The 24359-nt window shown below is 39.8% G+C and carries 22 protein-coding genes; 12 read left to right on the plus strand and 10 right to left on the minus strand.

Features of this window, described 5'->3' with window-relative positions; genetic code table 11:
- Positions 1-38 precede the first annotated feature (38 nt).
- Both LV85_RS19715 and ahcY read left to right on the plus strand, forming a co-directional pair.
- Positions 39-797 (plus strand): biotin--[acetyl-CoA-carboxylase] ligase, encoded by a 759-nt coding sequence (locus LV85_RS19715; RefSeq protein ID WP_111322652.1) that lies wholly within the window; start codon positions 39-41, stop codon positions 795-797.
- Positions 798-879: 82 nt separating this feature from the next.
- Entirely contained in the window at positions 880-2199 is a 1320-nt protein-coding gene (gene ahcY / locus LV85_RS19720; protein WP_111322654.1) for an adenosylhomocysteinase, read from the plus strand.
- A 46-nt stretch (positions 2200-2245) separates the two neighbouring features.
- On the opposite strand, the gene LV85_RS19725 is transcribed toward ahcY, so the two are convergent.
- Positions 2246-3061, minus strand: a complete 816-nt coding sequence (locus LV85_RS19725; RefSeq protein WP_111322656.1) for a hypothetical protein — start codon at positions 3059-3061, stop codon at positions 2246-2248.
- A 97-nt stretch (positions 3062-3158) separates the two neighbouring features.
- On the opposite strand from LV85_RS19725, the gene LV85_RS19730 reads away from it, so the two are divergent.
- The gene (locus tag LV85_RS19730) at positions 3159-4031 is read left to right on the plus strand and encodes an SDR family oxidoreductase (RefSeq protein ID WP_111322658.1); all 873 of its coding nucleotides are present in this window, start codon (positions 3159-3161) and stop codon (positions 4029-4031) included.
- 77 nt (positions 4032-4108) lie between these two features.
- Here the strand turns inward: LV85_RS19730 and LV85_RS19735 are convergent, their stop codons facing one another.
- Complete coding sequence (locus LV85_RS19735) at positions 4109-5176, minus strand: PAS domain-containing protein (protein ID WP_111322660.1); 1068 nt, start codon at positions 5174-5176, stop codon at positions 4109-4111.
- Between the two features lie 352 nt (positions 5177-5528).
- On the opposite strand from LV85_RS19735, the gene LV85_RS19740 reads away from it, so the two are divergent.
- Both LV85_RS19740 and LV85_RS19745 read left to right on the plus strand, forming a co-directional pair.
- Positions 5529-6260, plus strand: a complete 732-nt coding sequence (locus LV85_RS19740; protein WP_111322662.1) for a DUF2092 domain-containing protein — start codon at positions 5529-5531, stop codon at positions 6258-6260.
- An 18-nt stretch (positions 6261-6278) separates the two neighbouring features.
- Positions 6279-7283, plus strand: coding sequence for a DUF6515 family protein (locus tag LV85_RS19745; protein ID WP_111322664.1), 1005 nt, complete (start codon positions 6279-6281; stop codon positions 7281-7283).
- Between the two features lie 67 nt (positions 7284-7350).
- On the opposite strand, the gene LV85_RS19750 is transcribed toward LV85_RS19745, so the two are convergent.
- The gene (locus LV85_RS19750; RefSeq protein WP_111322666.1) at positions 7351-7851 is read right to left on the minus strand and encodes a DUF4494 domain-containing protein; all 501 of its coding nucleotides are present in this window, start codon (positions 7849-7851) and stop codon (positions 7351-7353) included.
- 219 nt (positions 7852-8070) lie between these two features.
- Here LV85_RS19750 and LV85_RS19755 point away from each other — a divergent pair, with 219 nt between their 5' ends.
- Complete coding sequence (locus tag LV85_RS19755) at positions 8071-10365, plus strand: patatin-like phospholipase family protein (RefSeq protein ID WP_111322668.1); 2295 nt, start codon at positions 8071-8073, stop codon at positions 10363-10365.
- Between the two features lie 80 nt (positions 10366-10445).
- Here LV85_RS19755 and LV85_RS19760 read toward each other — a convergent pair whose 3' ends face one another.
- Entirely contained in the window at positions 10446-10925 is a 480-nt protein-coding gene (locus tag LV85_RS19760) for an Mpo1 family 2-hydroxy fatty acid dioxygenase (protein ID WP_111322670.1), read from the minus strand.
- 75 nt (positions 10926-11000) lie between these two features.
- On the opposite strand from LV85_RS19760, the gene LV85_RS19765 reads away from it, so the two are divergent.
- Genes LV85_RS19765 through LV85_RS19775 form a run of 3 tightly spaced genes read left to right on the plus strand, consistent with a single transcriptional unit; the run spans position 11001 to position 14237 of the window.
- Positions 11001-12128: an NAD(P)/FAD-dependent oxidoreductase gene (locus tag LV85_RS19765; RefSeq protein ID WP_111322672.1), complete on the plus strand. Its 1128-nt coding sequence runs from the start codon at positions 11001-11003 to the stop codon at positions 12126-12128.
- 49 nt (positions 12129-12177) lie between these two features.
- Positions 12178-13641: a Na+/H+ antiporter NhaC gene (nhaC, locus tag LV85_RS19770; protein WP_111322674.1), complete on the plus strand. Its 1464-nt coding sequence runs from the start codon at positions 12178-12180 to the stop codon at positions 13639-13641.
- Positions 13638-14237, plus strand: coding sequence for a 3'-5' exonuclease (locus LV85_RS19775; protein WP_111322675.1), 600 nt, complete (start codon positions 13638-13640; stop codon positions 14235-14237). The genes nhaC and LV85_RS19775 overlap by 4 nt, the downstream gene beginning before the upstream one ends.
- Here the strand turns inward: LV85_RS19775 and LV85_RS19780 are convergent.
- On the minus strand, positions 14230-14856 hold the full coding sequence (locus tag LV85_RS19780) for an IMPACT family protein (protein ID WP_111322677.1): 627 nt from the start codon (positions 14854-14856) through the stop codon (positions 14230-14232). The two genes, LV85_RS19775 and LV85_RS19780, sit on opposite strands and share 8 nt — an antisense overlap.
- Positions 14857-14959: 103 nt before the next feature.
- Here LV85_RS19780 and LV85_RS19785 point away from each other — a divergent pair, with 103 nt between their 5' ends.
- The 3 genes from LV85_RS19785 to LV85_RS19795 are packed head-to-tail and all read left to right on the plus strand — an operon-like array spanning position 14960 to position 17238.
- A complete protein-coding gene (locus LV85_RS19785; protein WP_111322679.1) occupies positions 14960-15385 on the plus strand; it encodes a sugar 3,4-ketoisomerase in 426 nt (141 codons plus the stop codon).
- Positions 15372-16286 carry a hypothetical protein gene (locus LV85_RS19790; RefSeq protein WP_111322681.1) on the plus strand — a complete coding sequence of 305 codons (915 nt, stop codon included), beginning with the start codon at positions 15372-15374 and terminating at the stop codon, positions 16284-16286. Before LV85_RS19785 ends, LV85_RS19790 begins: the two co-directional genes overlap by 14 nt.
- A gap of 1 nt (position 16287) precedes the next feature.
- Positions 16288-17238: a glycosyltransferase family A protein gene (locus LV85_RS19795; protein ID WP_111322683.1), complete on the plus strand. Its 951-nt coding sequence runs from the start codon at positions 16288-16290 to the stop codon at positions 17236-17238.
- On the opposite strand, the gene LV85_RS19800 is transcribed toward LV85_RS19795, so the two are convergent.
- From LV85_RS19800 to LV85_RS19820, 5 genes are read right to left on the minus strand one after another with little or no spacing between them, the layout of a single operon-like run.
- Positions 17239-18510, minus strand: a complete 1272-nt coding sequence (locus LV85_RS19800; RefSeq protein WP_111322685.1) for a M16 family metallopeptidase — start codon at positions 18508-18510, stop codon at positions 17239-17241.
- A gap of 2 nt (positions 18511-18512) precedes the next feature.
- Positions 18513-19724 (minus strand): type IX secretion system outer membrane channel protein PorV, encoded by a 1212-nt coding sequence (gene porV / locus LV85_RS19805; protein ID WP_111322687.1) that lies wholly within the window; start codon positions 19722-19724, stop codon positions 18513-18515.
- Positions 19721-22975, minus strand: coding sequence for a type IX secretion system sortase PorU (gene porU, locus LV85_RS19810; protein ID WP_111322689.1), 3255 nt, complete (start codon positions 22973-22975; stop codon positions 19721-19723). Before porU ends, porV begins: the two co-directional genes overlap by 4 nt.
- Positions 22972-23664 carry a CDP-diacylglycerol--serine O-phosphatidyltransferase gene (gene pssA, locus LV85_RS19815; RefSeq protein WP_111322691.1) on the minus strand — a complete coding sequence of 231 codons (693 nt, stop codon included), beginning with the start codon at positions 23662-23664 and terminating at the stop codon, positions 22972-22974. The genes porU and pssA overlap by 4 nt, the downstream gene beginning before the upstream one ends.
- A complete protein-coding gene (locus tag LV85_RS19820; RefSeq protein ID WP_111322693.1) occupies positions 23661-24314 on the minus strand; it encodes an MBL fold metallo-hydrolase in 654 nt (217 codons plus the stop codon). Before LV85_RS19820 ends, pssA begins: the two co-directional genes overlap by 4 nt.
- Positions 24315-24359 lie beyond the last annotated feature (45 nt).

Here is a 24359-nt window from a genome sequence, read left to right on the forward strand (position 1 = left end):
CGTAGATAAAATATCCTTTTCCGACAATTTCAAAATTTATGTATAAAATTCTTGCCAACACGATTTTTTTAGGGAAAGATGTTCATTTCCTGCCAGACTGTCACTCGACTAATGACATTGCGTTGAATTTGGTCAGGACAAAACAGGCTCAGGAGGGAAGCATAGTTGTCTGTGATCATCAGACCAAAGGAAAAGGACAACGTGGTAATATGTGGGAATCCCAAGCTGGTCAAAATCTTACGTTCTCACTAGTACTAAGACCGGATTTTATGGATCTATCAGAACAGTTTTATCTGAATATGGCTGTTTCTAATAGCATCAGACGCCTGCTTCATGACTATTTGCCCTATCTGAAAGTGAAATGGCCCAATGATTTGATAGTTCCAGAATATGGCAAATTGGGAGGGATATTGATCGAAAACACCTTTTCTGGCAAAGAATGGGAATATGCTGTAGTGGGCATTGGCTTGAATATCAATCAACTCTCATTTTCATCACCAAACTCTACTTCCATTCGAGCTATTACAGGAAGTCAGTTCGATTTGGAGGAATTATTTCGCTTGCTGGTAACCCAACTGGAAAAAGGATATATTCAGCTGAAAAAAGGTAAGTGGAATGAAATCAAATCCGAATATCTCATGCACTTATATAGAATTCATTCTTGGGAAAAATATACTTCCCAGGGGGAACAATTCTCTGGAAAAATAGTTGGTATAAATGCTGAAGGGAAATTGGAAGTAGAGCTGCTTGATGGAGAAATAGCTGTTTTTGGTTTGAAGGAGATCTCTTTTGTATAGCAGGAGTCCATTTTAGATTCCAAATTTTATACGGTACCTTTGCGAAAGTTTTGATTGAAAAAATACGTTAACTATCTATATTATGTCAGAAACTACATCTGAAAAGTACGTGCAATACAAGGTAAAAGATATTTCCTTGGCAGAATGGGGGAGAAAAGAAATCAAATTGGCTGAAGCTGAAATGCCAGGTTTGATGTCTCTTCGCGAAGAGTATGGCGCTGCGCAACCTTTGAAAGGTGCGAGAATCGCAGGGTGTCTTCACATGACTATCCAAACTGCTGTATTGATTGAGACCTTGGTTGCTCTTGGAGCAGAAGTAACTTGGTCTTCTTGTAATATTTTTTCTACTCAGGATCATGCCGCTGCTGCTATCGCTGCTGCTGGTATTTCTGTGTATGCATGGAAAGGTTTGAATGAGCAAGATTTCGATTGGTGTATCGAGCAGACATTATTCTTCGGAGAAGATCGTCAACCTCTAAACATGATCTTGGATGATGGTGGAGATTTGACCAATATGGTTTTGGATCAGTACCCTGAGTTAGTTGGTGCTATCAAAGGATTGTCTGAAGAGACTACCACTGGTGTACACAGACTTTATGAGAGAATGAAGAATGGTACACTTCCTATGCCTGCTATTAATGTGAATGACTCCGTTACGAAGTCAAAATTTGATAACAAGTACGGTTGCAAAGAGTCATTGGTAGATGCGATCAGAAGAGCAACTGACGTGATGATGGCTGGTAAAGTAGCTGTAGTAGGTGGATATGGTGATGTAGGAAAAGGTTCTGCGGCTTCTTTGAGAGGTGCAGGAGCAAGAGTAATCGTCACTGAAATCGATCCAATCTGTGCGCTTCAGGCTGCGATGGACGGTTTTGCAGTGAAGAAGATGGTAGATGCCGTGAAAGAGGCAGATATTGTAGTGACTGCAACTGGTAATAAAAACATCATCACTGAGGAGCATTTCAGAGCTATGAGAGATAAAACTATCGTGTGTAACATCGGACACTTCGATAATGAAATCGACATGGCTTGGTTGAACGGAACTTTCGGTAACACCAAAATCGAAATCAAACCTCAGGTTGATCTTTACAATGTAGACGGAAATGAAATCATCGTTTTGGCTGAAGGCCGTCTAGTTAACTTAGGTTGTGCAACTGGTCACCCATCATTTGTAATGTCTAACTCATTTACGAATCAAACATTGGCACAACTAGAGCTTTGGAATAATACGGACCAGTATAAGCCTGGTGTTTATGTATTGCCTAAGCATTTGGACGAAAAAGTAGCTGCTTTGCACTTAGCAAAATTAGGAGTTGTACTTGAGGAGCTTTCCCAGGAACAAGCTGAATATATCGGCGTAACCGTGGAAGGACCTTATAAGCCTGACTATTACAGATATTAATTGACTTTAAAAGACACAAAAAAGCCTCATCGAGGCTTTTTTGTGTCTATTCTATTGGGTTTAGCCGTAACTTTCTTCCATCAGGCAATGTTGCAGTCGCAGCAACTTTACATTCTTCCAGTAAGGCTTCATAAGTTGTCGAATAGCCAACTTCAGAATTAGCGCCCCTTGATACAAACCAGTTTTCTTTGCCAGAAGATGGCAGGATTTCGTTTTGTTGATAACAAGAAATGAAGTGCTTACTTGGAGTATCAATACTTATTTCAAATTTCCTTCCTGCACCATTTACACCTAAAATTCGTCCAACAGAGCTGAAATTTGCCAGTGAGTCGTTTACGTAGGTTTTTGTATGAATAAATTCCCCAGAGAATTCTGAGCTGACATCTGTTAAGCTACGCTCAATAATTTCATCAAACTCTTCTAACACATGAATTGAATCGTTAGAGGAGAAGGTTCGAATTCCATCTAGTTGGTTTGTTCCGAAGTGGTAATCTTCGTAGGACATTGTCCATTTCTTATTAGGGCCTAAGACAGTCGTATCAAATTTGATCATCAGTTTTCCGCTTCTTCCATATTGCCCTGTTTGGATACAGGCAGTACTTGATAAGAAATTCAAAGTAACTTCCTTCGTATTTTCGTCTATGCTAACTTCAGGGCAGCTTGGTAAAGACACCGAGTCGAGTTGATGGTAGTCCTCCCAGGAGATCAATGCAAAATATAAGCTTTCGTTCCATTCTTTTGAAATGCTGAAAATCTCAGATGCTTCGATGGGCAAATCAGTTTGAATGACTTTGGATACATCTTCTTCGCAGCTCATTAGCAGGGGCAAAAGAATAATGACACCTAAAAATATTTTTTTCATTTAATGACTGTTAAAATTTCAGAGTTGGTTTAATCTTTCTTCTTCAATTACCAAGCCGAAATAACTATCTTCGAAATCGACGATAAACCACAAATTTATGATTTTAGCAGAAGGTATGCTCAAGCAAGGGGCACTGAAAGGGAAAAATATATTAGTAACTGGGGGTGGAACAGGTCTGGGAAGATCGATGGGTGAGTATTTTTTGGAGTTGGGAGCCAATGTAGTAATCACTTCAAGGAAATTGGATGTGCTCCAGGAGACTTCCAAAGAAATGATGGCTGAGAAAGGTGGGGAAGTAATTCCTTTGGCCTGTGATGTGCGGGAGATTGACCAAGTAGAGGCTATGTGGAAAGATGCGACAGAACGACTAGGCCAAATTCATGTCGTTCTTAATAATGCCGCCGGGAATTTTATCAGCCCTACAGAGCGGCTTTCAACCAATGCTTTTAACACTGTCTTAGATATCGTGCTAAAAGGAACCTCTCAGGTGACGCTGACTGCTGGCAAGGATTGGATTGCAAAGAAGCAGTCGGGGACTTTTCTCAATATAGTAACCACCTATGCTTGGACAGGTTCTGGTTATGTAGTTCCTTCTGCTGCGGCTAAGGCAGGTGTTTTGGCAATGACTCGATCCTTGGCAGTAGAATGGGCCAAATATGGCATTCGCTCCAATGCGATTGCTCCTGGGCCATTTCCGACCGAAGGAGCTTGGAGTCGATTGTTGCCAGGGGATTTGGTCAAGAAATTTGATCCTGCCAAAAAAGTACCGGTAGGAAGAGTAGGAGAGCATCAGGAACTTGCCAACCTTGCCGCTTACCTGGTATCAGATTATTCATCCTATGTCAACGGAGAAGTGATGACTATCGACGGAGGCGAATGGCTCAAAGGAGCAGGAGAATTCAATAACCTGGATCAGATTCCAGAAGAAATGTGGGATATGATGGAGGCTTCCAGGGGAAAAAAGCAATGAGCCCCAAAGTTATTTGGGGCTATCTGAAAGCTAGATGGAAAATTAGAAACATGTAAGTCTAGTATATGAGTAGGCCATTAGGAGTCATTCGATGAATTCGTTGAAGAAATCCCTGCTTCAATAAATTTATTATGGGAGACAGATTCTTTGATACTTTTCTTGAGTGATTGATCCAAAAGTTTAGTTTCTTTTTTAATCAATTGAACCATTCTTTTGGACTCATCGCTTTGTTGCTCACTGTCCAATATTTCTAAAATCCCTAAGATATTTGCCACTCTTGCCCGAAGGGTATGTGATTGCTCAAAAGAAAGCTCTTTAAGAAAGTAATGATGTTCCTTGATCCAAATTTCTTGTTTCTTACGATCTGAGATATCCAGTAAACAGCCCAAAATTTTTGTAGGATGGCCAGTTTCAGACCATTCTATTGTTTTACCAAAGCCTAAAGCCCAAATAGTCTGGTTGGTTTTTTGAATTATGCGGAACTCCATCTTAAAAGGGATATTTCCTGTGGTCTTGAAATGATTCCCCAGATCTCGCATCACGTTTGGAAAGTCCTCTGGGTGGATGTGTTTTTGCCAGGATATAGGTGTATTTCCTATTAGTTCATCCTGTGTATATCCTAGCATTTGTCCTAATCCTTGACTGATATTGTCACCTTTACTGGTTAGATCAAACTCCCAAAATCCTAGCATTTTATCTTCTAGTATGCTATCAATAATTTCCTTTCCTTCACTTGAAGCACTATCAAAAAAATCCCCCAGGCCTAAATTGTATGGCATAGGTTGGTCGACTGGGTGTCCTATCCCCAGACAGGTGCCAAAGTCTTCAGAAACAAAAAAGAACTCCCATTTAGTATTGATGATGTCACCTTGTGGGTGTACTATCTTTTGTAGTTCAACTTTAAAAGATTGGTGGGAATTGTTCCAAGCTTTGATCCTTTGATTCTCGTATTTACCCCAATTCGAAGCCACGAAACAGTCCGCAAAGTAGATGGGCTTTTTCTTGTTGTCGAAAAAAGTAGGTACAGGCCCAATGCCAGAGTCAGAAGTGACGACCCTGCCTGTTTTGTCGAAAGTGACCTGTAGAAAATATTCGGAGATCACCGCTAGGTGACTTAATGCCTGAATAGCATCATAATTGTTCATAGGGCAAATTTAAAGAATCTTAGGCATAATTAATTTAAAAAACATAATTATTGATTCAATATACAAAAATTTATATACGAATGTGATTTAATATTTTTTCAATTATCTGTTAATCAACCAGAAATCAGAAGGGAAAAGCCTTTTTTTAAATAGGGCTGACAGGGATATTGAGGGAAAGCTTTATAATTGAAACTTTAAGTGCAATGTGGAAGAGCCTTTAATCAAGGTTTTGAATAGACAGAGAATCCTTTTGTAACTGGATTTTTTCAGTCTTTAATTAGTAGATAGGGTAAATTGTTTGAGCTTTTTGTACATTTAGTCGTTATTTTTAGTCAAACTATAAAGAGGATTTATGATAAGGAAAATTGGTTTAGGGCTGCTATTAATCCTAACGGGTCATTTTGCGCAAGCTCAAGAAAAAGTAATGGACACCACTGCTTTGATGATTTTGGATAAGATGAGTGGAGTGTTTGGTGAATTAAGCTCTGTAGGGTTTACATCAAAAGTTTCTAAGGACGTAGTCTACGCAGAAAATTTTTTCATCAAGGAATTCAGTTCAAGTAAAGTAAGATTTGTAGGGCCTAATAAGTTTTCTGTCCGCGTTACAGGTGAGAAAAGAGAAGATTTGTATTCTTATAATGGCAGTCAAGTAGTTTATTATTCGTTTGCCAACAATATTTATACTGTTGCAGATGCTCCGGATAATTTGATCGAAACGATAGATTGGCTGTATAATGATTTTGATGTGGAGCTTACGACTGCAGATCTTTTTTACCCATCCTTCTCAAAGGATTTAGTTGATGAAATGGACTTCATCGAGTTTTTGGGTGTTACTCTTATAAACGGCGATAGAGTATTCCATATAGGTGCTGCTAATGACCATGTGACCATACAATTGTGGATTTCAGATGATGGGTATTATTTACCTAAAAAGACACTTATTACCTATCTCGATGGTCCTCAGTCTCATCAGCATGAAACAGATTTCTCTGATTGGGAGCTAAACAATGTATACCCTGAATCAATGTTTGAGTTTTTGCCACCTCCAGGTGCAAAGCAAATTACTTGGATAAAGAAAGACTGAAAAATTTAAACTGAAAATATGAAAGCATTTAAAATAAGAATTTTAGCTGTTTCGCTGGGGATTATGGCGATGCTAATTTTGCCTGATATGGCAGAAGCTCAACGAATGAGGGGTGCTGCAGCAGGTCGAGGTATGTCAAGACCAGCCACCACGCGTCAAGCTCCTTCTCGGGCAGCAAGTCGACCTACTTCTCGGCCTACTACCACTCATCAAACGAGTAGACCAGCTCCAAGCAGGGCCTCTAACTCTAGCGCAAAATCTACTGTAAATGGTGGGTCAAACAGAGTGACAAATAGGACAACTAATAATAGTAAAGTTGCTAATGTAAAAGACAATAAGGTTGGTAATAACTCTGGTAACAGTATTGGCAACAAGACGAATGTTGGCAACAAAGTAAATATAGACAATAGTAAAAACGTCAATGTCAACGTCAATAACAGAAATAACGTCAATGTAAGAAATAATCGAAATATGGGATATAGACCACCTTATAGACCATATGTTCGACCACCTTATAGGTATGGAGGTTTTGGTTTTTATTCCTTCAGACCATATTATTATCACCCCTTCAGACCATTCTATTGGGGTCCAATGTGGCATCCATGGGGTTTCTTTATTGCTACTTTAGCTACCACGGCGATTATTGTTTCTGTAGAAAATCAGCAGTATCACTATGACCAGGGTGTTTTCTATTCTGAATCAGATGGTGGATACATTGTAGTGGAAGCTCCACAAGGGGCAACTGTAAAGGTGATTCCAAGCGATGCAGAAACGGTAGAAGTAAGTCCTACAGTAAATAACTACTACTATGGTGGGACTTATTACGAAAAAGATAATGGTGAATATACAGTAGTGGCTCCACCTGCGGGGGCGACTGTTGATAAATTACCTGATGGAGCTGAAGAAGTAAAAGTGGGTGAGCAAACCTATGTGAAATATGGGGATACTTATTACCAGCCTGTTCAAGTGGATGGAAAAGATGCCTATGAGGTTGCTCAAGTAGAGGAGGATGATTCGAAGTAATTGTAATCTATATAAATGTAAAAAGGCCGCTTATGCGGCCTTTTTACATTTATATACTTGAGGTAAACTACTCTTCGTCTTGTTGAGTCACTTCTGAAACAGGTCTGAAGTTACCTTCTGGCAATTGTTCAGCTACCTCGTCTCGCTCATATGGGAATACTTCAATGATAGGACTTTCTACGATATCTGGAACTCTGAAGCTTACTAGCATATTTCCTAGGCTTTCCTGAATTCTATCATAGGCTTCCTTTACATCCGCCGCTGTAACGATCATATATTGGGTAACTTTTTTCTCTTTCCCGCTTTCACCATCGGCGACCATGTAGGAAATCTTGCACTTATGCCAAACATCAGCGTCTTCATAGAAGAATACATCTACTATATTGCTTTTGCTGATGCCAGTGACTTGAAAATCACCACGGATCTGAGAAGCAAGCCTATCATATAGGATAGCTTCTGCTTCCGTAAAGGATATTGCATCTACTAGATATTGTTCAGAAATATTTTTGAGCAATCCTTGCTCATTTTCTTTTGCGTATTTGACTTTGCACAAAAACCAAGTTCTCATAATTCTTTCAGTTTGAGCTTCGAAGGTAAAATATATCCCTTGAAGCACAAGGATGTTTTCAGCATAAGAAACATTCTGAAAGTAATTAGAATAAGTAACTGGCTGATATTCAAAATGATTTATTTGTGAAAAAATCTTGCGCCTTCATTCCAATGGCGGAATGTGTAAAAGATTGTGGAGAGTAAAAGAAAAGAAGTAAATTATCGCAAAACCTTTTACATGCGGGATAAAATCTGGTACAGCTTTCCTGTACAATTATTTTTGCTTCACCTGAGAAAAAATCTAGGACTAACCTTGATTTGGGTGTTATTGACTGGAGTTATTTTGGAATACTTCGGTGTGGTATTGGGTATTCCATTTCTTTTTCTTGATCCAGAGTATTTAAATGAGGTTTCTTGGGTGAGTTTTTTCCTAATGGGGGTGGGATTTGCTGTGCTCACCATGGCATTCCATATGTCCACTTATATCATGGATGGTCGCCATTTTCCTTTTTTGGCCATTTTGAACAAACCCTTTATTCATTATTGTGTAAATAATGGACTCATTCCCTTGATTTTCTATCTGATCTACATCGTTAGATTCGTGAGTTTTCAGCTTGGAAATAATTTGGCAAATGACTGGGAATTAGTTTATTATCTATTGGGGTTTATAGGGGGAGGCATAATTACCTATAGCTTGATTTTTGGATATTTCGCTTTTACCAATAAAGACTTCTTTATACTTTTTGCTGGTACTGTGGACAAGCGATTACGTAGAGTCAAATTGACCAGAGCGAATGTCATCAGTCAATATAAAGATCTGAAAGTTCAAAACTACAAGGTGCTTTACTATCTAAATATCAACCTTCGCCCAGAAAAAGTTAGGCCTGATATTTCCAGGTTTGAAGGGACTAAATTGCTCCGGGTCTTTGACCAGAATCATCTCAACCTATTTATCTTTCAAATAGTATTGATACTGTTTGTGCTGTTTTTGGGCTTTTTCAAGGAGAATCCATACTTGCAACTTCCCGCTGCAATGAGTGCAACACTCTTATTTGCCATCCTAATAATGCTGGTAGGAGCGGTCAGTTTTTGGTTGAGAAAATGGTCCACCTTTGCCGTGTTTGCCTTTCTGATTCTTGCTAATTATTTCAGCAATTTCAATTTTTTGAATCGTCCTCATGAGGCTTATGGATTAGATTATTCAGTGCCTTCAGTTACCTATAGTTTGGCACATATGGATTCATTATTAACTCCCGAGATTGTCAAAAAGGATCGCGATAATGTGTTGAAGATACTTGATAATTGGAAGTCAAAATTTCCTCAAGAAGCTAAACCTAAGCTAGTGATGGTAGCCGCAAGTGGGGGAGGACAGAGAGCGGCACTTTGGACTGTAAAAGTACTTCAGAGCATTTATGCCATTGAGAACGGAGAGGTATTAAAACATACTGAATTATTTACCGGAGCCTCTGGTGGGGTTCTGGGTGAAGCTTTTTTTAGAGAAATTTACCTGAGGTCCTTGACTGATCCTGCTGTTGATCCGCTCGATGAAAAGTACCTGGATCAAATCTCTGCTGATAATCTCAACCCGATTATATTCACCTTACTGGTAAATGACTTACTGATTCGAAATCAAAATTTCAATTATAATGGCCGTAAGTATCTTAAAGACAGGGGATTTGCTTTCGAACATCAATTGAATATTAATACCAAAAAAATCCTGGACAAGCCTATTTCAGCTTATAAAGAGCCAGAATTTGCTGGAAGTATTCCGTTGCTACCAGTGACCACATTGATCACTAATGATGGGAGAAAATTGGTGATTTCTCCTCATTCTATGTCATTCTTCGGTACATCACTTTCTGGGACATCGGGTTTCACAGAAAAAAAGCAAACCATAGACTTCCTGAGGTTTTTTGAAAATCACGATTCAAAGAATCTGAGGTTTCTTTCTGCCTTGCGAATGAGTGCTACATTTCCTTTCATTACTCCCAATATCGAACTACCTACTAATCCTATCATGGAGACTATGGATACTGGTCTGTCGGACAATTTTGGGATTCAAGATGCCCTCCGATTTATGTATGTTTTTCAATCTTGGATCAAAGAAAACACAGGTGGAGTGGTGTTGATTACTATCCGAGATTCTGAGAAAGTAACTGAAATAGCGCCTAGTTTTCCTCCTCGAATTTTCGAGAAGATTTTCACTCCCTTGAAAAACATCTATGCCAATTGGGATAATGTACAGACCATCCAAAATGAAGTGCTTTTCAATTACATGTCTGAGTCCATGCCTTTTGATCTGGAAAGAATAGAATTTGAATATGCACCAGAAAAAGTACAGGCAGAAGAATTAACTGAAAGTCAGGAGACTATGCAGCGGGCGTCGCTGAATTGGCGACTTACATCACGGGAGAAGAGGTCGATTCTTGAAAGTGTCTATACACTTAAAAATCAAAGTTCACTGCAACGGTTGGAAGAGCTTTTTACTATTTATAGGACAGTAGAAGACAGTGTAGCTGTGTCGGATGATTAACTAGTATAACGCCGACTACTCCAAGACTTTAAGCTCTAAATGACTGAGTTGAGGATGCTATCTTGAAAAGGCATAAGATATCAATAAGACAAGCCCCATTTTTTATAGATAAAGTGCATCAACCAGGCTGGGCCAATCAATAAAAATTGAAGGTCTTTCAAGAAGGTTGGCTTTTTCCCCTCGATCTTATGTCCGTAGAATTGTAGGATCCATGCTAGCACAAACAGGCCCAAGCTGAACATCCAAAGCATGCCTGGGAAATTCAGGTCGATGAAATTTGCGATAGCTAAGCATAAAGCTGAAAAAAGGAACATGCCCAGCGTAAGCGGAGTGGAGAGCATCAGATAGTAAATCAGCACCAAGGCTAGAGCCACGGTAGCCCAATTGGCGAAATTGCCAAGGAAAGGCATTAATTCTGGGAGAGGGCCTACTGGGATACTGAAAATCAAACCTACAATACTGAAGAAAATTGCTGGCACACAGAACCAATGAATAAGCTTATTGGTCATGTTTTGATGGCTCAGCCCATACTCGTGGAATAACTCATCAATTTTTCTCATAGTATTTTGGGGTTTAATCTCTTAGATTTAATTAAAATACTAAATCTATTTTAATTCCTTTTTCTAAAATCCGAAATGTTCAGCTATTGGGAGAAAAAACACTTCTTTGATTACGATCTTATCGTGGTAGGTTCTGGCTTTGTGGGACTATCCACCGCCATTCATTATAAGAAAAAACATCCAAAGGCAAATGTACTTGTCCTAGAGCGTGGTGTTTTTCCGACTGGAGCGAGTACCAAAAATGCGGGTTTCGCATGTTTTGGAAGTCTGACAGAGATTTTAGATGATCTCGGACAGATGACACAGGATGAAGTGTTGGGCTTGGTGGAGCGTCGATATAGGGGCTTGAAGTCGATTAGAAAACAATTTGGAGATAAAAATCTGGATTATGCTCCATCCAATGGCTATGAGCTTCTTGAAGAGAGCCAGTTGCAGGCAGTAGATCAGATGGATGCTGTGAACAAATTACTCCAGCCGGTATTTAAAGATGCTGTTTTTTCAAGTTTGAAAAATCCTGAGAAAATGAGGTTTTCTGATCAGGTTAAAGTGATTGTTAAGAATAAATTTGAGGGAGAACTTGATCCTGGCAGATACATGACTTCCCTGTGGAAACTTGCGCAGCAAGAAGGTATCAGAATATTAACAGGAGTATCTGTCTGTGAAATCAGAAAAGATGAGGGGATTATCCTGTCAGAAGACGCTGCGGGAGAAACGATTCTTGAATTCAAAGCAAAGAAAATAGCTATTTGCACGAATGCATTTACAAAGAAGCTTTTGCCAGAATCAGCTATTCGGCCAGGTCGAGGCTTGATACTTTTGTCCGAACCCTTGGGTTTTGACATTCCTTGGAAAGGAACCTTTCATATGGATAAGGGCTACGTGTACTTCCGACAGGTAGACGGGAGACTACTTCTTGGTGGAGCTAGAAATGTAGATTTTGAAGGAGAAGAAAGTACAGACTTTCTCGTCAATCCGAAAATAAAATCACATTTAGAGAAACTCGCAACTGAGGTGATTTTCCCAGAGAAAACTATTGCTTGGGATATAGAATGGACTGGGATTATGGCTTTTGACAAAATAAAGTCACCTATTATTCAGCAGGTAGGTATCAAAACTGCGGTAGCTGTACGCCTGGGAGGAATGGGAGTAGCTATTGGTTGGCAAGTAGGAAAGGAGCTTTCTGTGCTCTTGTCCAAGCTGTAATTAATTTTTTTTGTTAGATTCAGATTCTTAACTCACCAAACCCCGATTAATGCAAGGTTTTAACCGTAGTCCAAAAGTTTTTGACGCACTGATTCCTCTGGTTTTTTTGATTGTCCTTTTGGTATTGAATATTCAAGTTTTTGGTACCGATGGCCTTTCTGGTTCCAACCAAATCGTACTTATCCTCTCTGCAATGGTTGCCGCTTTGGTAGCTATTTTCCGTTTAGGATTCAATTGGGAGACGCTTCAGGATGGAATAGTTAAAAGTATCAGTGCAGCTATGTCCAGCATTTTGATTCTGTTCCTAATAGGTGCACTTGCGGGGACTTGGTTACTTAGTGGTATCGTACCAGCGATGATTTATTATGGGCTTCAGATATTAAGCCCAGCGATATTTTTGGTAGCAGCATGTATTGTCAGCGCTATCGTTTCTGTAGCTACAGGAAGTAGCTGGACTACCGTTGCTACGGTGGGTGTTGCTTTGCTGGGAATAGGAAAAGCATTGGGTTTTGAGGAAGGGATAATTGCTGGAGCGATCATTTCTGGGGCATACTTTGGAGACAAAATGTCACCACTTTCTGATACCACCAATCTTGCTCCTGCGATGGCAGGCACGGATTTATTCACACATATTCGCTACATGGCGAAGACCACCATTCCCTCTATTTCTATCACCTTGATCATATTTGTGGTGATTGGCTTGAATTATGAAACCAATGGATCTGTCAATGATGTACAGGCTATTTCAAATGTGATTTTAGAGAAATTTAATGTGACTGGTTGGCTATTTATCGTTCCAATATTGGTCATCGTAATGATTGTCAGAAAGGTCCCTGCTATTCCAGCTTTGCTGACAGGGGCACTCTTAGGAGGGCTTTTTGCCTTGATTTTCCAGCCTGAGATCATTCGATTGATAGCTAATGAAAATGCTTCCTACGCATATCAAGGATTCAAAGCTGTGATGATGTCTCTTTATGGAGAAATCAGTATTTCTACTACCAATGATGTAGTAAATGAATTACTCATGACCTCTGGTATGGGAGGAATGATGAACACCATTTGGCTAATTATTGCGGCAATGGTATTTGGCGGGATCATGGAAGAAAGTGGCATGCTTAGAGTACTTGCGGAAGCTGTGATTCAGAAAGTCCATAGTGTTGGTTCATTGATTGCATCGACAGTTGCTACCTGTGTGTTCTTTAATATCACCACTTCCGATCAGTATTTGGCGATCTTAGTTCCAGGAAGAATGTATGCGGATGTGTACAAAAAGCGAGGTTTAAAACCTGAAAATCTAAGTAGAACCTTGGAGGATTCTGGAACAGTGACCTCGGTGCTAGTACCATGGAATACCTGTGGAGCTACGCAAGCTTCGGTATTGGGCGTGGCCACCTTGACTTATGCACCTTATTGCTTTTTTAATATTATTAGTCCCTTTATGACGATACTCTATGGTTATTTTAAAATTGGGATCCATTATTACGACGACGTAGAAGAAGAAGAATTGGTATGATCCCATTTAAGATTACAAAAGATGAAGTAAATGCTCTTCCGCTGGGACAGTTTGAGGGCGAAATGTTTTTAATTGATAAAGTTGAAGATGTAGAGGAGGTTGCAGATTTTCTGGCCCAGCAAAGGGTAATAGGTTTTGATACGGAAACCAAACCAGCATTTAAAAAGGGAGTGGTCAACCAGGTATCTTTACTCCAGCTTTCTACTTCGACTCAAGCCTTTTTATTTCGATTAAATGAGATCGGATTTCCTGAATCAATTAGGAATATCCTGGAAAAGGAGAGCATAGTGAAGGTAGGTGCTGCAGTGCATGATGATATCAAGGGGCTGGCAAAACTGACAGATTCTTTTTATGCCCAATCTTTTTTTGATCTAAACGATGAGTTGAAAAGAGTCGGTTTTGTTAATATTGGTGTTCGAAACCTATGTGCAATGGTGCTAGGAATTCGTATTTCCAAGTCCGAGCAAGTATCAAACTGGGAAGCGGAGAAACTCACCATCAAGCAACAGCGCTACGCTGCTACTGACGCTTGGGGATGCCTAGAGATATTCAAAAAGCTAAAAGCTGAAGGATATCTTGATGCGTTGTTTAAATAACAGTTAATTCCAATCCCTCAATTTCCTCTAGTGAGCTTACGATTAGCTCTTCCAGGCCTTTTCTGAATTCCAGCTGCATTTGGCAATCTAGTGTCATTTCCTGAGCTAGAATCTGGAGGTCGTGGGTTTTGATAAGTTTCATTACATCGTTCATGACAGGATAAGGAAACTGGATGGAAACGGCGGCTTTCACCTGCTCTTCTATGATTTCATTCTCTTCAATTGCCTGAGCTGCGGAAGTTTTGTAGGCTTGAATCAAACCGCTCATTCCTAATTTGTTTCCTCCGAAATACCGAACCACTACGATCAGAATATTGGTCAGATTATTCGATCGTATCTGACCCAAAATCGGATCTCCGGCAGAATGGTTGGGTTCGCCGTCGTCATTGGCTCTGAATTGATCTGCATCCTTTCCTAGCGTCCAAGCAAAGCAATGATGTCTGGCGTCATAGTACTTTTTTCGAAGCTCAGCCAAGTGGCTTTTGATTTCCTCTTCATTTTTTACGGGAAATGAAAAATAGAAAAACTTACTACTCCTGTCCTTGTAAAGCCCATCGCTGGATCTGGAAATTGTAAAAAAGGTATCTTCGAAGGTAGATTCATCGTCGAAGTCTGACATAGAATATGAGATGTAGATGAGCAACGAATTTAGAAAATTAACAATAGCGTAACGGGTTATCCATTCGAATTATCTTAATTTTAGCTAGCGGAAATTTCAGCCAATGCCCGAATCATTTATTGCACAAGCACCTTATGTTTTTACGCTTCCAGGTAATTCCAGCGCAACAGGGAGTCTACACTTTTGGGAGAACTTAGAGCTTTTTCCTGATGGAATTTCCCGATGTTTTTGGATATCAGGTGTCGCCGAGGGTGAATCACGTGGTAATCACGCGCACTGGCAAGAATCTCAAGTGATCGTAGCGGTGGCTGGAAGCATACAGTTGGAGATTCGTTCTGCACAAGGAGAGGTTTATCACTTCGAACTTGATTCGCCTGGACAAGCGGTTTTTATTCCCCCTATGAATTGGCTGATTGCTAGATTTACTCCTAATGCAGTTTTGCTAGGATTGTCAGATCGGGCGTTTTCAGAGGATGATTACATCAGAGACCTAGACTATTTTGGAAAGCTTCAACATGGAAATAAGTGAATCCCATAAGCTTCGGGTGATTTCGGCTTCGAAAGAGGCTAAAGATTATTTTTTGAGCAATTTCCCAACAGAGTCATACCCAGAACTTTTGGACTTTATTTGGGAGAAAAAGAACAAGACCAAAGGGATTATCACTTTTGCAATTTCAAATTCAGGTGAAGCAGTTTCACTGCCCAAAGCACCTTTTGGGGGTTTTTGGATACAAAAGGCCTTGAGTTCGGCGGCCATAGAGGGCTTCATTTTGGCTATGGAAAAAGAAATGCGCGATCGGGACATCCAGTCTATTTCCCTCTGTCAGTCACCCAAACCATACGAGCCACAGTTTGACCTGATCAATTATCTATTGTTTAAAAATGGTTATGAACCAGCAGAAGTATTGAGTCATCATTTTTTCACAGGGAAGAAAAAGATTAAGAAACTCGTACAAAAAGAGTCTTCAAAACATCTGTCATCCAGTAAGAATTCTGGTTTGAAAATCAGCCATTCGTCCATCTCTAACTTTGGCTTTATGAAAGAAATCCGATCGTGGAATTTTCAAAAAGGCTACGAGGTATCGATTGATGAAAATAGAATTGTGCAACAAGTTTCGGACTATCCAGACCGATATTTCTTAATTACCTTAAGTAACAAGCAGAAGCCTATAGGCTATTCTCTGGCAGTAAAACTCACAACTGATTCACTTTATTATTTTCTTTCGGCTTTGGATCCAAAAAACCCAGTGAAGAATGGGGGAGAGTTGATTTTGCAGGAGCTTTTTCAGCTTGCTGTTAGCCAAAAAGTGAATATTATAGATCTCGGCTCCTCAGACTTGGAAGGTTGTGCCAATCATAGTTTGATGTTTTTCAAATCCCGCTTCTCAAATGATATTTGCAATAAAATCACCTGGATAAAGAAGCTTTAGCATGAAATTCACTAATCGAGTTACTGTGATTTGCATTGCTTTTAACCATGAAAAGTGGATCGAAAAAGCCCTCATTTCTGTGTTATTGCAGGATTATGATGATAAAGAATTGATTGTGGTGGATAATGGAAGTCAAGACCAAACGCCGAATATCATCAAGGAATGGGTGAATAGTAATGCTGATAAACTACCCATAGCCACGATTTACAAAAGCAAGTCTGAACCCTATTGCCAATTGTTTAATGAGGTTTTGGATCAGGTAGAAAGCCAGTTTTTGGTTGATTTGTCAGGTGATGATTTCTTGTACAAGCCGCATCTTTCTCTTTCGATTGCCAAGTTGCAACAAGAACCAAATGCCGCTTTTGTATTTTCTGATGCGAATATTTCTGATGAAGATGGAAGTCAAAGCACTTTTTATGGGTCGGGAGATTATTTGAATTTGGAAGAAAAAACGCTGAGTAATGAAATGTATGAAACACTGATTAGACGGAATTATATTTCAGCTCCTACGATAGTGTTCAATACTGAAATACTCAAAAAATCAGGAGGTTATGATGGTGCCTTAGCCTATGAGGATTTCGATATTCAACTACGATTAACGAGAAATTATCCTGTCACTTTTTCTTCCCATGTCGGAGTATTGAAGAGGAAGCACGTTGATTCGCTTTCTGCAAGTCAGTATCAGCGATATAAGTCCCAAATGCTTCCAAGCACACTTCACGTTTGTGAAAAAATCAGACAGATGAATAGAAGCTCAACAGAAAATGAGGCACTTTCGGAGCGAGTATTGTTCGAGTTGAAACATGCACTATGGTCAGCCAATTTTGAAGTTGCAGCAGGATTTGTAACTCTCGCCAATGAACTTAAGGTGAAAAGCCTTGAGTTTTCGCTGTATAAGCTATGGCTGCTGCTACGTCTAGATATCTCTTGGTTTTATGTCAAACTGACTTGATCAACCTACCACCACCTCTATATAGGGTGGTTTAGAAAAATACTTCTGACCTACAATCAACATATCTTCTGCAGTAAATTCCTTTAGATAAGCCAATTTTTGAGTGAAGTAACTGAGGTCCATTCCCGAATGATGCACTGCTTGGAATCTATCGATCAAATCAAATGAAGTGCTGAACTGCTTAAGCATTTGACCAATCAGATAATTCCGAACTACTTCCAACTCATCCGCATCAATTTTCACTTGACACAATAAATCGATTTCATGGTAGATTTCCTTGATGACCTCTGGATAGAATTCTTTTTGAACATCAGCAGCTATTATCCAATAATTAGAGTCACCGATTTCAGCTAAGGAAGAATAAATTCCATAAGTATGGCCTTTGTCCTCTCGGATATTTTTGATGAGTCGAGAGCCAAAATAACCGCCTAAAATGGTGTTAAATACCGATAGAGCGATAAAGTCTGGATGTGTTTTTGGAATAGACCAGCCTCCAATTCTAATACTGCTTTGAACAGAAGTTTCTTTTGGCTCTGTCACCGCTAGCAAAGTATTAATCCCCGGCAAAAGAACAGATTCTGAGACCGATCGATTTGGCAATTGACCCAAAAGCAAACGGAGGTTTTCCAACTCTACAGGGTCGAAATTGCCAGTCACGAAGATTTCTAAATCCTGCCAAAGCATAGTCTCATAATAAGAAATCAATTGACCTCTAGATATGCTGTCTACATGTGCTTCTTCTATTTCTATTCCGTAGGGATGATTGGCTCCAAAAAGACATTTTCTAAAAACCTGATTAGCTCTCGATGCAGTTTTTTCTTTTTCTAATCTTATACTGAGTTTCCGCTGAGATTTCCGCTTTTCTAACATTTTTTCAGGAAAAGTAGCTTCAGTGAATAGCGAAATAAATACTTCTAATACCCTGTCAAGATGTTTTTTGGTAGACAATAAGCCCAATCCTTCATGAGAGTGTGTCAGAATAGGATGAACCTCGGACGCATAAAAATCAAAAAACTCAGCTATTTCACCTGCATCTTTTGTCTTTGTCCCTTCTTGTAGCATTTGCAGCGTAAATGAGGAGACAAGGGTTTGGTCGAGTGGAAGTGAGGTTCGCTGCCCTTTGCACAGCAGGTCTATTTTGACAGCGGCTAAGCCTGGAGTAGGGACATAAAAGAACTTTGCTCCATTAGAAAGTGTGTATTCCGATGGAGGCAATAGTTCAAAATCCTCAGGAACCTTAAATTCCGGAGCCTTTGACCTGTCTAAAATCATGTTTAATTGGAGATATTGTACATTAAAGTAAACCTCAATGTCTCTGCGAGAGGGTGATTTTGCTTTTGTGGAACTAGGTAGGAGAAATCAAATCCAAGGCGCTTCAAATCAAAGCCTACACCCATGGTGAAGTATTGTCTTCCTCCCTTATTCGGGTTTTCGTAGAAGTACCCTGTACGAAGCGCAAACTTGTCGTCGTAGCTATATTCTACTCCGAAAGAGATCATGATTTCTTGCATTTCCTCCGAAAATCCACCTGGAGCATCTGTGAAAGATCCAAACATTCCAGACAGTAAAGGGCGATTTGGGTCTTTTCCGTCTTCAATTACAAGATTTCCATTTTCGTCTGTTTCTAACGTTCCATCTTCGTTGGTGGCGTAGATAGGTGGAGTAGGGACTAGTAGTTTGTTTAGATCCAGTGCAAATGTCAAGGTATTCATTTGGTCAAGATCTATTGAGTAGGCAGTTCCGACTTTCAAATTGGTAGGGATATAATCTAAATCGTCTGCAGAATTATAGGTGATCTTAGGACCAATATTAGAGATGTTAATACCCCAAGAAAAATTGGCGTCTTTTGAACCTGCGTAGACTGGTTTGGAATAATAAAGTCCTACATCGGTTCCTACACTAATGCCGGCTTTTGCCTCACTCCCGCCCACTGAGGATATATTCCCAGAAAGGTTAGAGTAAATGAACCGTGCAGAAATACCCAATCCTAGATAGGAAGAAAGCTTTCTTGAATAAGTCCCTCCGATAGCAATGTCACGTGGGTTGAATTCCCCAAGGTCGTTACCATTTCCATCAGTTAATTGTATGTCACCCATGTTGAAGTAGCGCAGGTCGAAGCCAAAGGCTGAAACTTCATCAATTCTGAAATATCCTGTCAGATAGCTAAGTGACATATCGTTGACAAGTTTACCCAACCATGGTGAATAGGATAAAGAAAAGCCCATATCATCCTCTATGAAGGCAAGTTGTCCAGCATTCCAATGAGCAGAACTGCCATCAGGACTCGTAGCAACTCCAGCATCGCCCATGGCTGAGTGTCTGGAGTCAGGTGCAAAATTCAAAAAGGGTACAGCCGTAGTGATCACTCTTCGATCAGGGTCTTGACCAGAGATAATAGTGCTGTTCTGCGCATTTGCAGATAAAGTAGCCAGGGCAAAAACTGCTATTAGTAAGTTTTTCCTATTATATGAGGCTATTTTTTTCATTGAATCACGATTAGTCCGCTCACTGAATCTGTTGAGTTATCAAGTTCTGACTGAAGCGTTAATTTGTAAATATAAGTTCCTTTTGCTGGATATTTGGTTTGGCTTTGTAAAAAAAACCAAGACAAATCCCCTATGTGAGCATTAGCTTTCACTAAACGCTCGCTTTCTGAAAATAGTATCTTGCCGTCTGCTTGATAAACTGCGAGGCTAAGGATTAAGTTTTCTCCGGGTTGATTATGTTCAAGCTCAAAATGAGTTTCAATTTGGGTTGGATTGGGGTAAGTCTTATGCCTCAGTATCTGAAGTTTATTACTTCCTTTGACAGTAATCTCCTGACTAAAGAGAGTCTTGTTGCCTAAGATATCCCAAGCCTGTATAGTTACCAAATTCTTTCCTTCAATTAGTCCTTTTAATTCGAAATTCACTTTTCCTGATGTAAAAGTACTATTTTCTGATTTAAAAAACTCATTTAATACGATAGGCTCGTTTTGATTTATTTGAACGGTTAGATTTTCAGATGGTAAAAGGCCAGAAATATTGATGCCACTTGAATCTGAAAATGTGGCATCCATACCAATGGATGTAGAAGGAAAAGTAAATGGAGCCTGTTCTTTACCACCAAAAACCGCACTTATTTCTGGGCCTGCATTGTCCTCAGGAATATTGCCTGATGTCCCACCAATAATAGCCGTATTGAATCCAAAGGCTTCCCAATCTGGGTTTCGACTTTCTCCAAAGATCCGAATAGTACCTTCACCAAAATCCATTGCTATGTTTTTGGGAATAATCATCTTTCCTTTGATTTGACCAGAGACAATTTTTCCGCTTCCTTTAAACAGTAGGATTTTTTCCTCTTTAAATTCCACTGGATTACTTTCATCCCCCAATGTTTGGCTAATAGCTGCCTTGTCATAAAGCTCTATGAGGTAGTTTCCGTTAAAATTTACAGCAATCCCGCCAGTGCTTGGGTTAATCACTTCCGCTTCGAATTCCAATTCTTGTAGAGCAGAAAGTGTGTCTAAGGGTTTTTTACTTGTTGGATCTTTGAAGGAAGTAAATTCAATTCGAAACTCAGGACTGGCCAACTTCATGCTAGGATCTGCCAAGAGGCTGAAATTTCGATTCAGTGCACCATTTTGACTTTGGTTTTTGGTGTTTCTGAAAATACTCCCTAAGTCCTGTGCCTGCCCATCTTCAAGTTTGAAAACCTCTTCCATAAAAGCTTTATTCAAAGAGAAGTTTACACTACTAAATACAGGTCTTCCTGTAGTCAACAATCCTATTGCACCTTTGTTAGGAGCAATTAGGAGTTCTTCGGCAGCAGATCTCAAGAATGGGCTATCATGTCTTCCAAATTCGCAGGTAGCAGTCATCCAAAGGGCTAGATGCTCCTGGTCTGCCCAATTGGCAATATCAGAAGTCATGAATACTTCCTCGGCTGTCAGGGTAGTTTCGTTGCCATGGCCTATATAATTAATGATTAAGGAGCCTCGATTTAAAGTTTCCTCAAGTGCTGTTTTAGCTTGAGGTGAGGATTGGCTTTCACCAGTTCTCTCTTGTTCAAACCTGTCCAAATACAACTTTACCTGCTTATATTCTTTATGATTTGTATTCAGGAAATTTGAATGGGCTTCAGAATCCCGTAAGTGAATGTTGTTGTCCCCATCATCAGCAAAAAGCGTCAGAGTCTTTTTCCAGTCTCCAGCTTTAGGTTTGCTTTCGTAGTCGATGATTTTATCTACTACAATTTTGGCTTCTTGAGCATTGATTACAGGAAGCCTACCAACACCAATTTTCATTAATTCATCGCCTTCCCGAGTTTCTTCCCAGTTTCCCTGCCCAAATTCAAGTAAGGAGAAATAATCATCTGAACTATAGGTTTTGAGTGGATTCAGACTGTTTCTACTAGTGTAAATAGGGACAAGGTTAGGTCTTCCCCCTAAGACTCCTTTGTAATCAAAAGTCCCTTTCCCAAGGATCAGGACATTTTGAAGTTTTTTTCCTTCATGATAATGCCAGGCTATAAAATTGCGTATTGCATTCAAATCAGCGTTGCCGTAGCCAAAGGAATCGTAGATCTCGTCGAGATAAGCTACTTCTGAATAGATCCCCATTCCTATTTTGTGAAGACTCAATTTCTCAGCAGAATTTCTCAATTCCTGCGGAGCAATAATTAGTAAATCAGGCCATGAAGATTGTAGTCTTAGTTCAAGGTTTACTGGCTCGAATTCAGAGGTTCCACTTGCTTTTTCTTTATCAAAAACAATGAGTTTCTTTCCGCTTATGCTTGATCCTGTGCTTATATCCAGGGCTTTAGGATTGTAAAAATCTTCGATTTCCCAAACTGATAAATCAGGTAAGGTCGAGATTGAAAATGTTTGGGTCTGACTTAATGAATAAATACCTACATCAATCGATTCACTAGAGTAGGGGACTCCGATCCCTATGTATTCAAAATAACCAGCATCATTTGGATTGAGAGCTTGGAATGAGATTCTGAACCGCTCGATTTTATTTCCAGCTGGAGAAAAGCTTTCGTCGAGGATAGCCTCTAAGCCTTTGATACCATAGGTACTACTGGGGATGCCTTCGAATGAACTTTCTGCTATAGACAAGTCATCTACTGCAAGGCTGATTTCCGAATCTGAGGTTGATCTAGCCATTATTTTCCCAACTATTTTCCAATCAGCACTTACATTGGTTTCTAGGGGGAATGCGTATCCGCGCGTTACTCCTGGAGCTACCGCACGTGAATACCATGTTCTACCAGAATTTAGAATGTTATTTTCATCTTCCTTGAGCCAGTTCCACTGATATAGAATGGAAGGAGTCGTATTGCCAAGTTCCCCGGTGATAGTTTCGATCCGTTTAGGATTTTGAGATATTCCAATCAGATAACTAATGGATTCAGCAAATTGATTAGACTGATATTCTATTTGCCCTTCGGTAAACTCGAAACTATTTGGAGAAGAAAGATAGAAATACAAGTTGCCGTCTTTTTCCAAGCCTGGGATCTCCTGCAAGCCTAGATTTTCGCTTTGCAAAAGTTGTGGCAGCATACCGGGATACCCATATATTGAAATTTCACTTAAAGAAGCCGCACCTAACTGCTCGGCTTGTGTAGCAGAGATTTTATAAATGCCTTCTTCAGAGATAGTGAATTTGAAAAATGAATTTTGTCCAGAAGCAGAACCTATCAACAGAAAGTTGAAGAGTAGGAAAAATAGCGTCTTCTGGCCTTGTAGAATCATTCCGAACTCATGCCATTTTCCACAACTGACAAACCTAGATAGGCTAAAATTAAGATAGGGATACCAGCCAATCCAAATAATAAAATGAGCCCTAGGCCAATTACTATAAGCAGATACCTGAATTTATTAGCTGCTAACGCATAGGATTTGAATTTCAGCGCGATCAGCGGAAGCTCCACAACTAGGAGAATTGCGAATACCCAAGCTATGGCTACTAAGAAAAATGGCGAAGTAAGCCAAGTCCCTACCCAAGGCCATTGAATGGCGAAGTAGGGCAGTGTGCTGATAAATAATGCATTTGCAGGAGTTGGTAAGCCGATAAATTTATCTGTTTGTCGAGTGTCCAAGTTGAACTTTGCTAATCGCATAGCAGAAAGAAGCGGGACTATTAAGGTGAGATAGGGGAGCCATTCGATTTCAGAATCAACTTTGGCCATTTGGAAAAGAATCATTCCTGGAAGCACTCCAAAGGAAACCAAGTCAGCCAATGAATCCAGCTGTTTACCAAGCTCACCTTGCACATTCAGAAGTCTGGCTGCAAAGCCATCAAAGAAGTCAAATACAGCAGCTAAAATGATGAAATAAGCTCCTGAAACTATGTTTCCATTGATCACCCAAATAATTCCAATTACTCCTGAAAGTAGATTGAGAAGCGTGATAGCATTTGGGATATGCGATTTGATTTTCAAGACCTTGCGTTTTTGCCCACAAATGGGTTATGAGTTTTTTCGAAAGCTATAGTCGTTTCGGGCCCATGTCCTGGATATACAACAGTTTCTTCCGGGAGGGTGAAAAGCTGTGATTTGATTTTGCTTAGCAATAAGTCATGATCTCCTCCTGGTAAATCTGTTCGACCGATACTTCCTCTGAAAAGGGTGTCTCCGCCAATGCATCGATGAGAAGCCTCATGATAAAAAACTACATGACCTGGAGCATGTCCCGGTACAAAGATGATTTTGAGTACTTCATCCCCAACCTTGATCTCATCGCCTTCGACAAGAAATCCATCGGCTTCACTGCTTTCATAGCCCACCATGCCATAGTTGGGAGCGTACACTTCCACCGCCTTCAGCACAGCAGCTTCTTCCTTATGAATTAGCAGTTCGACACCAAAAGTCTTTTTTGCCCAAGCATTTCCTAGGACATGATCGATATGACAATGTGTATTGAGTAATTGGGTGATTCTGATTTTTTTCTCCGTCACAAAATCTAACAATTCCTTTCGCTCTGCGAGATCAAAACAGCCCGGATCTATCAAAGTACCGTTGCCTTTTTCATCGTATAACAAATAAGTGTTTTCCTGAAAAGGGTTGAATGTAAAAGACTTAATATAAAGCATGGGAAATGTATTGTTGTAAAGGAACAAAATAAGGAATTAAACCTT

Origin of the sequence: Algoriphagus chordae (assembly GCF_003254055.1) — a bacterium.
GTDB lineage: Bacteria > Bacteroidota > Bacteroidia > Cytophagales > Cyclobacteriaceae > Algoriphagus > Algoriphagus chordae.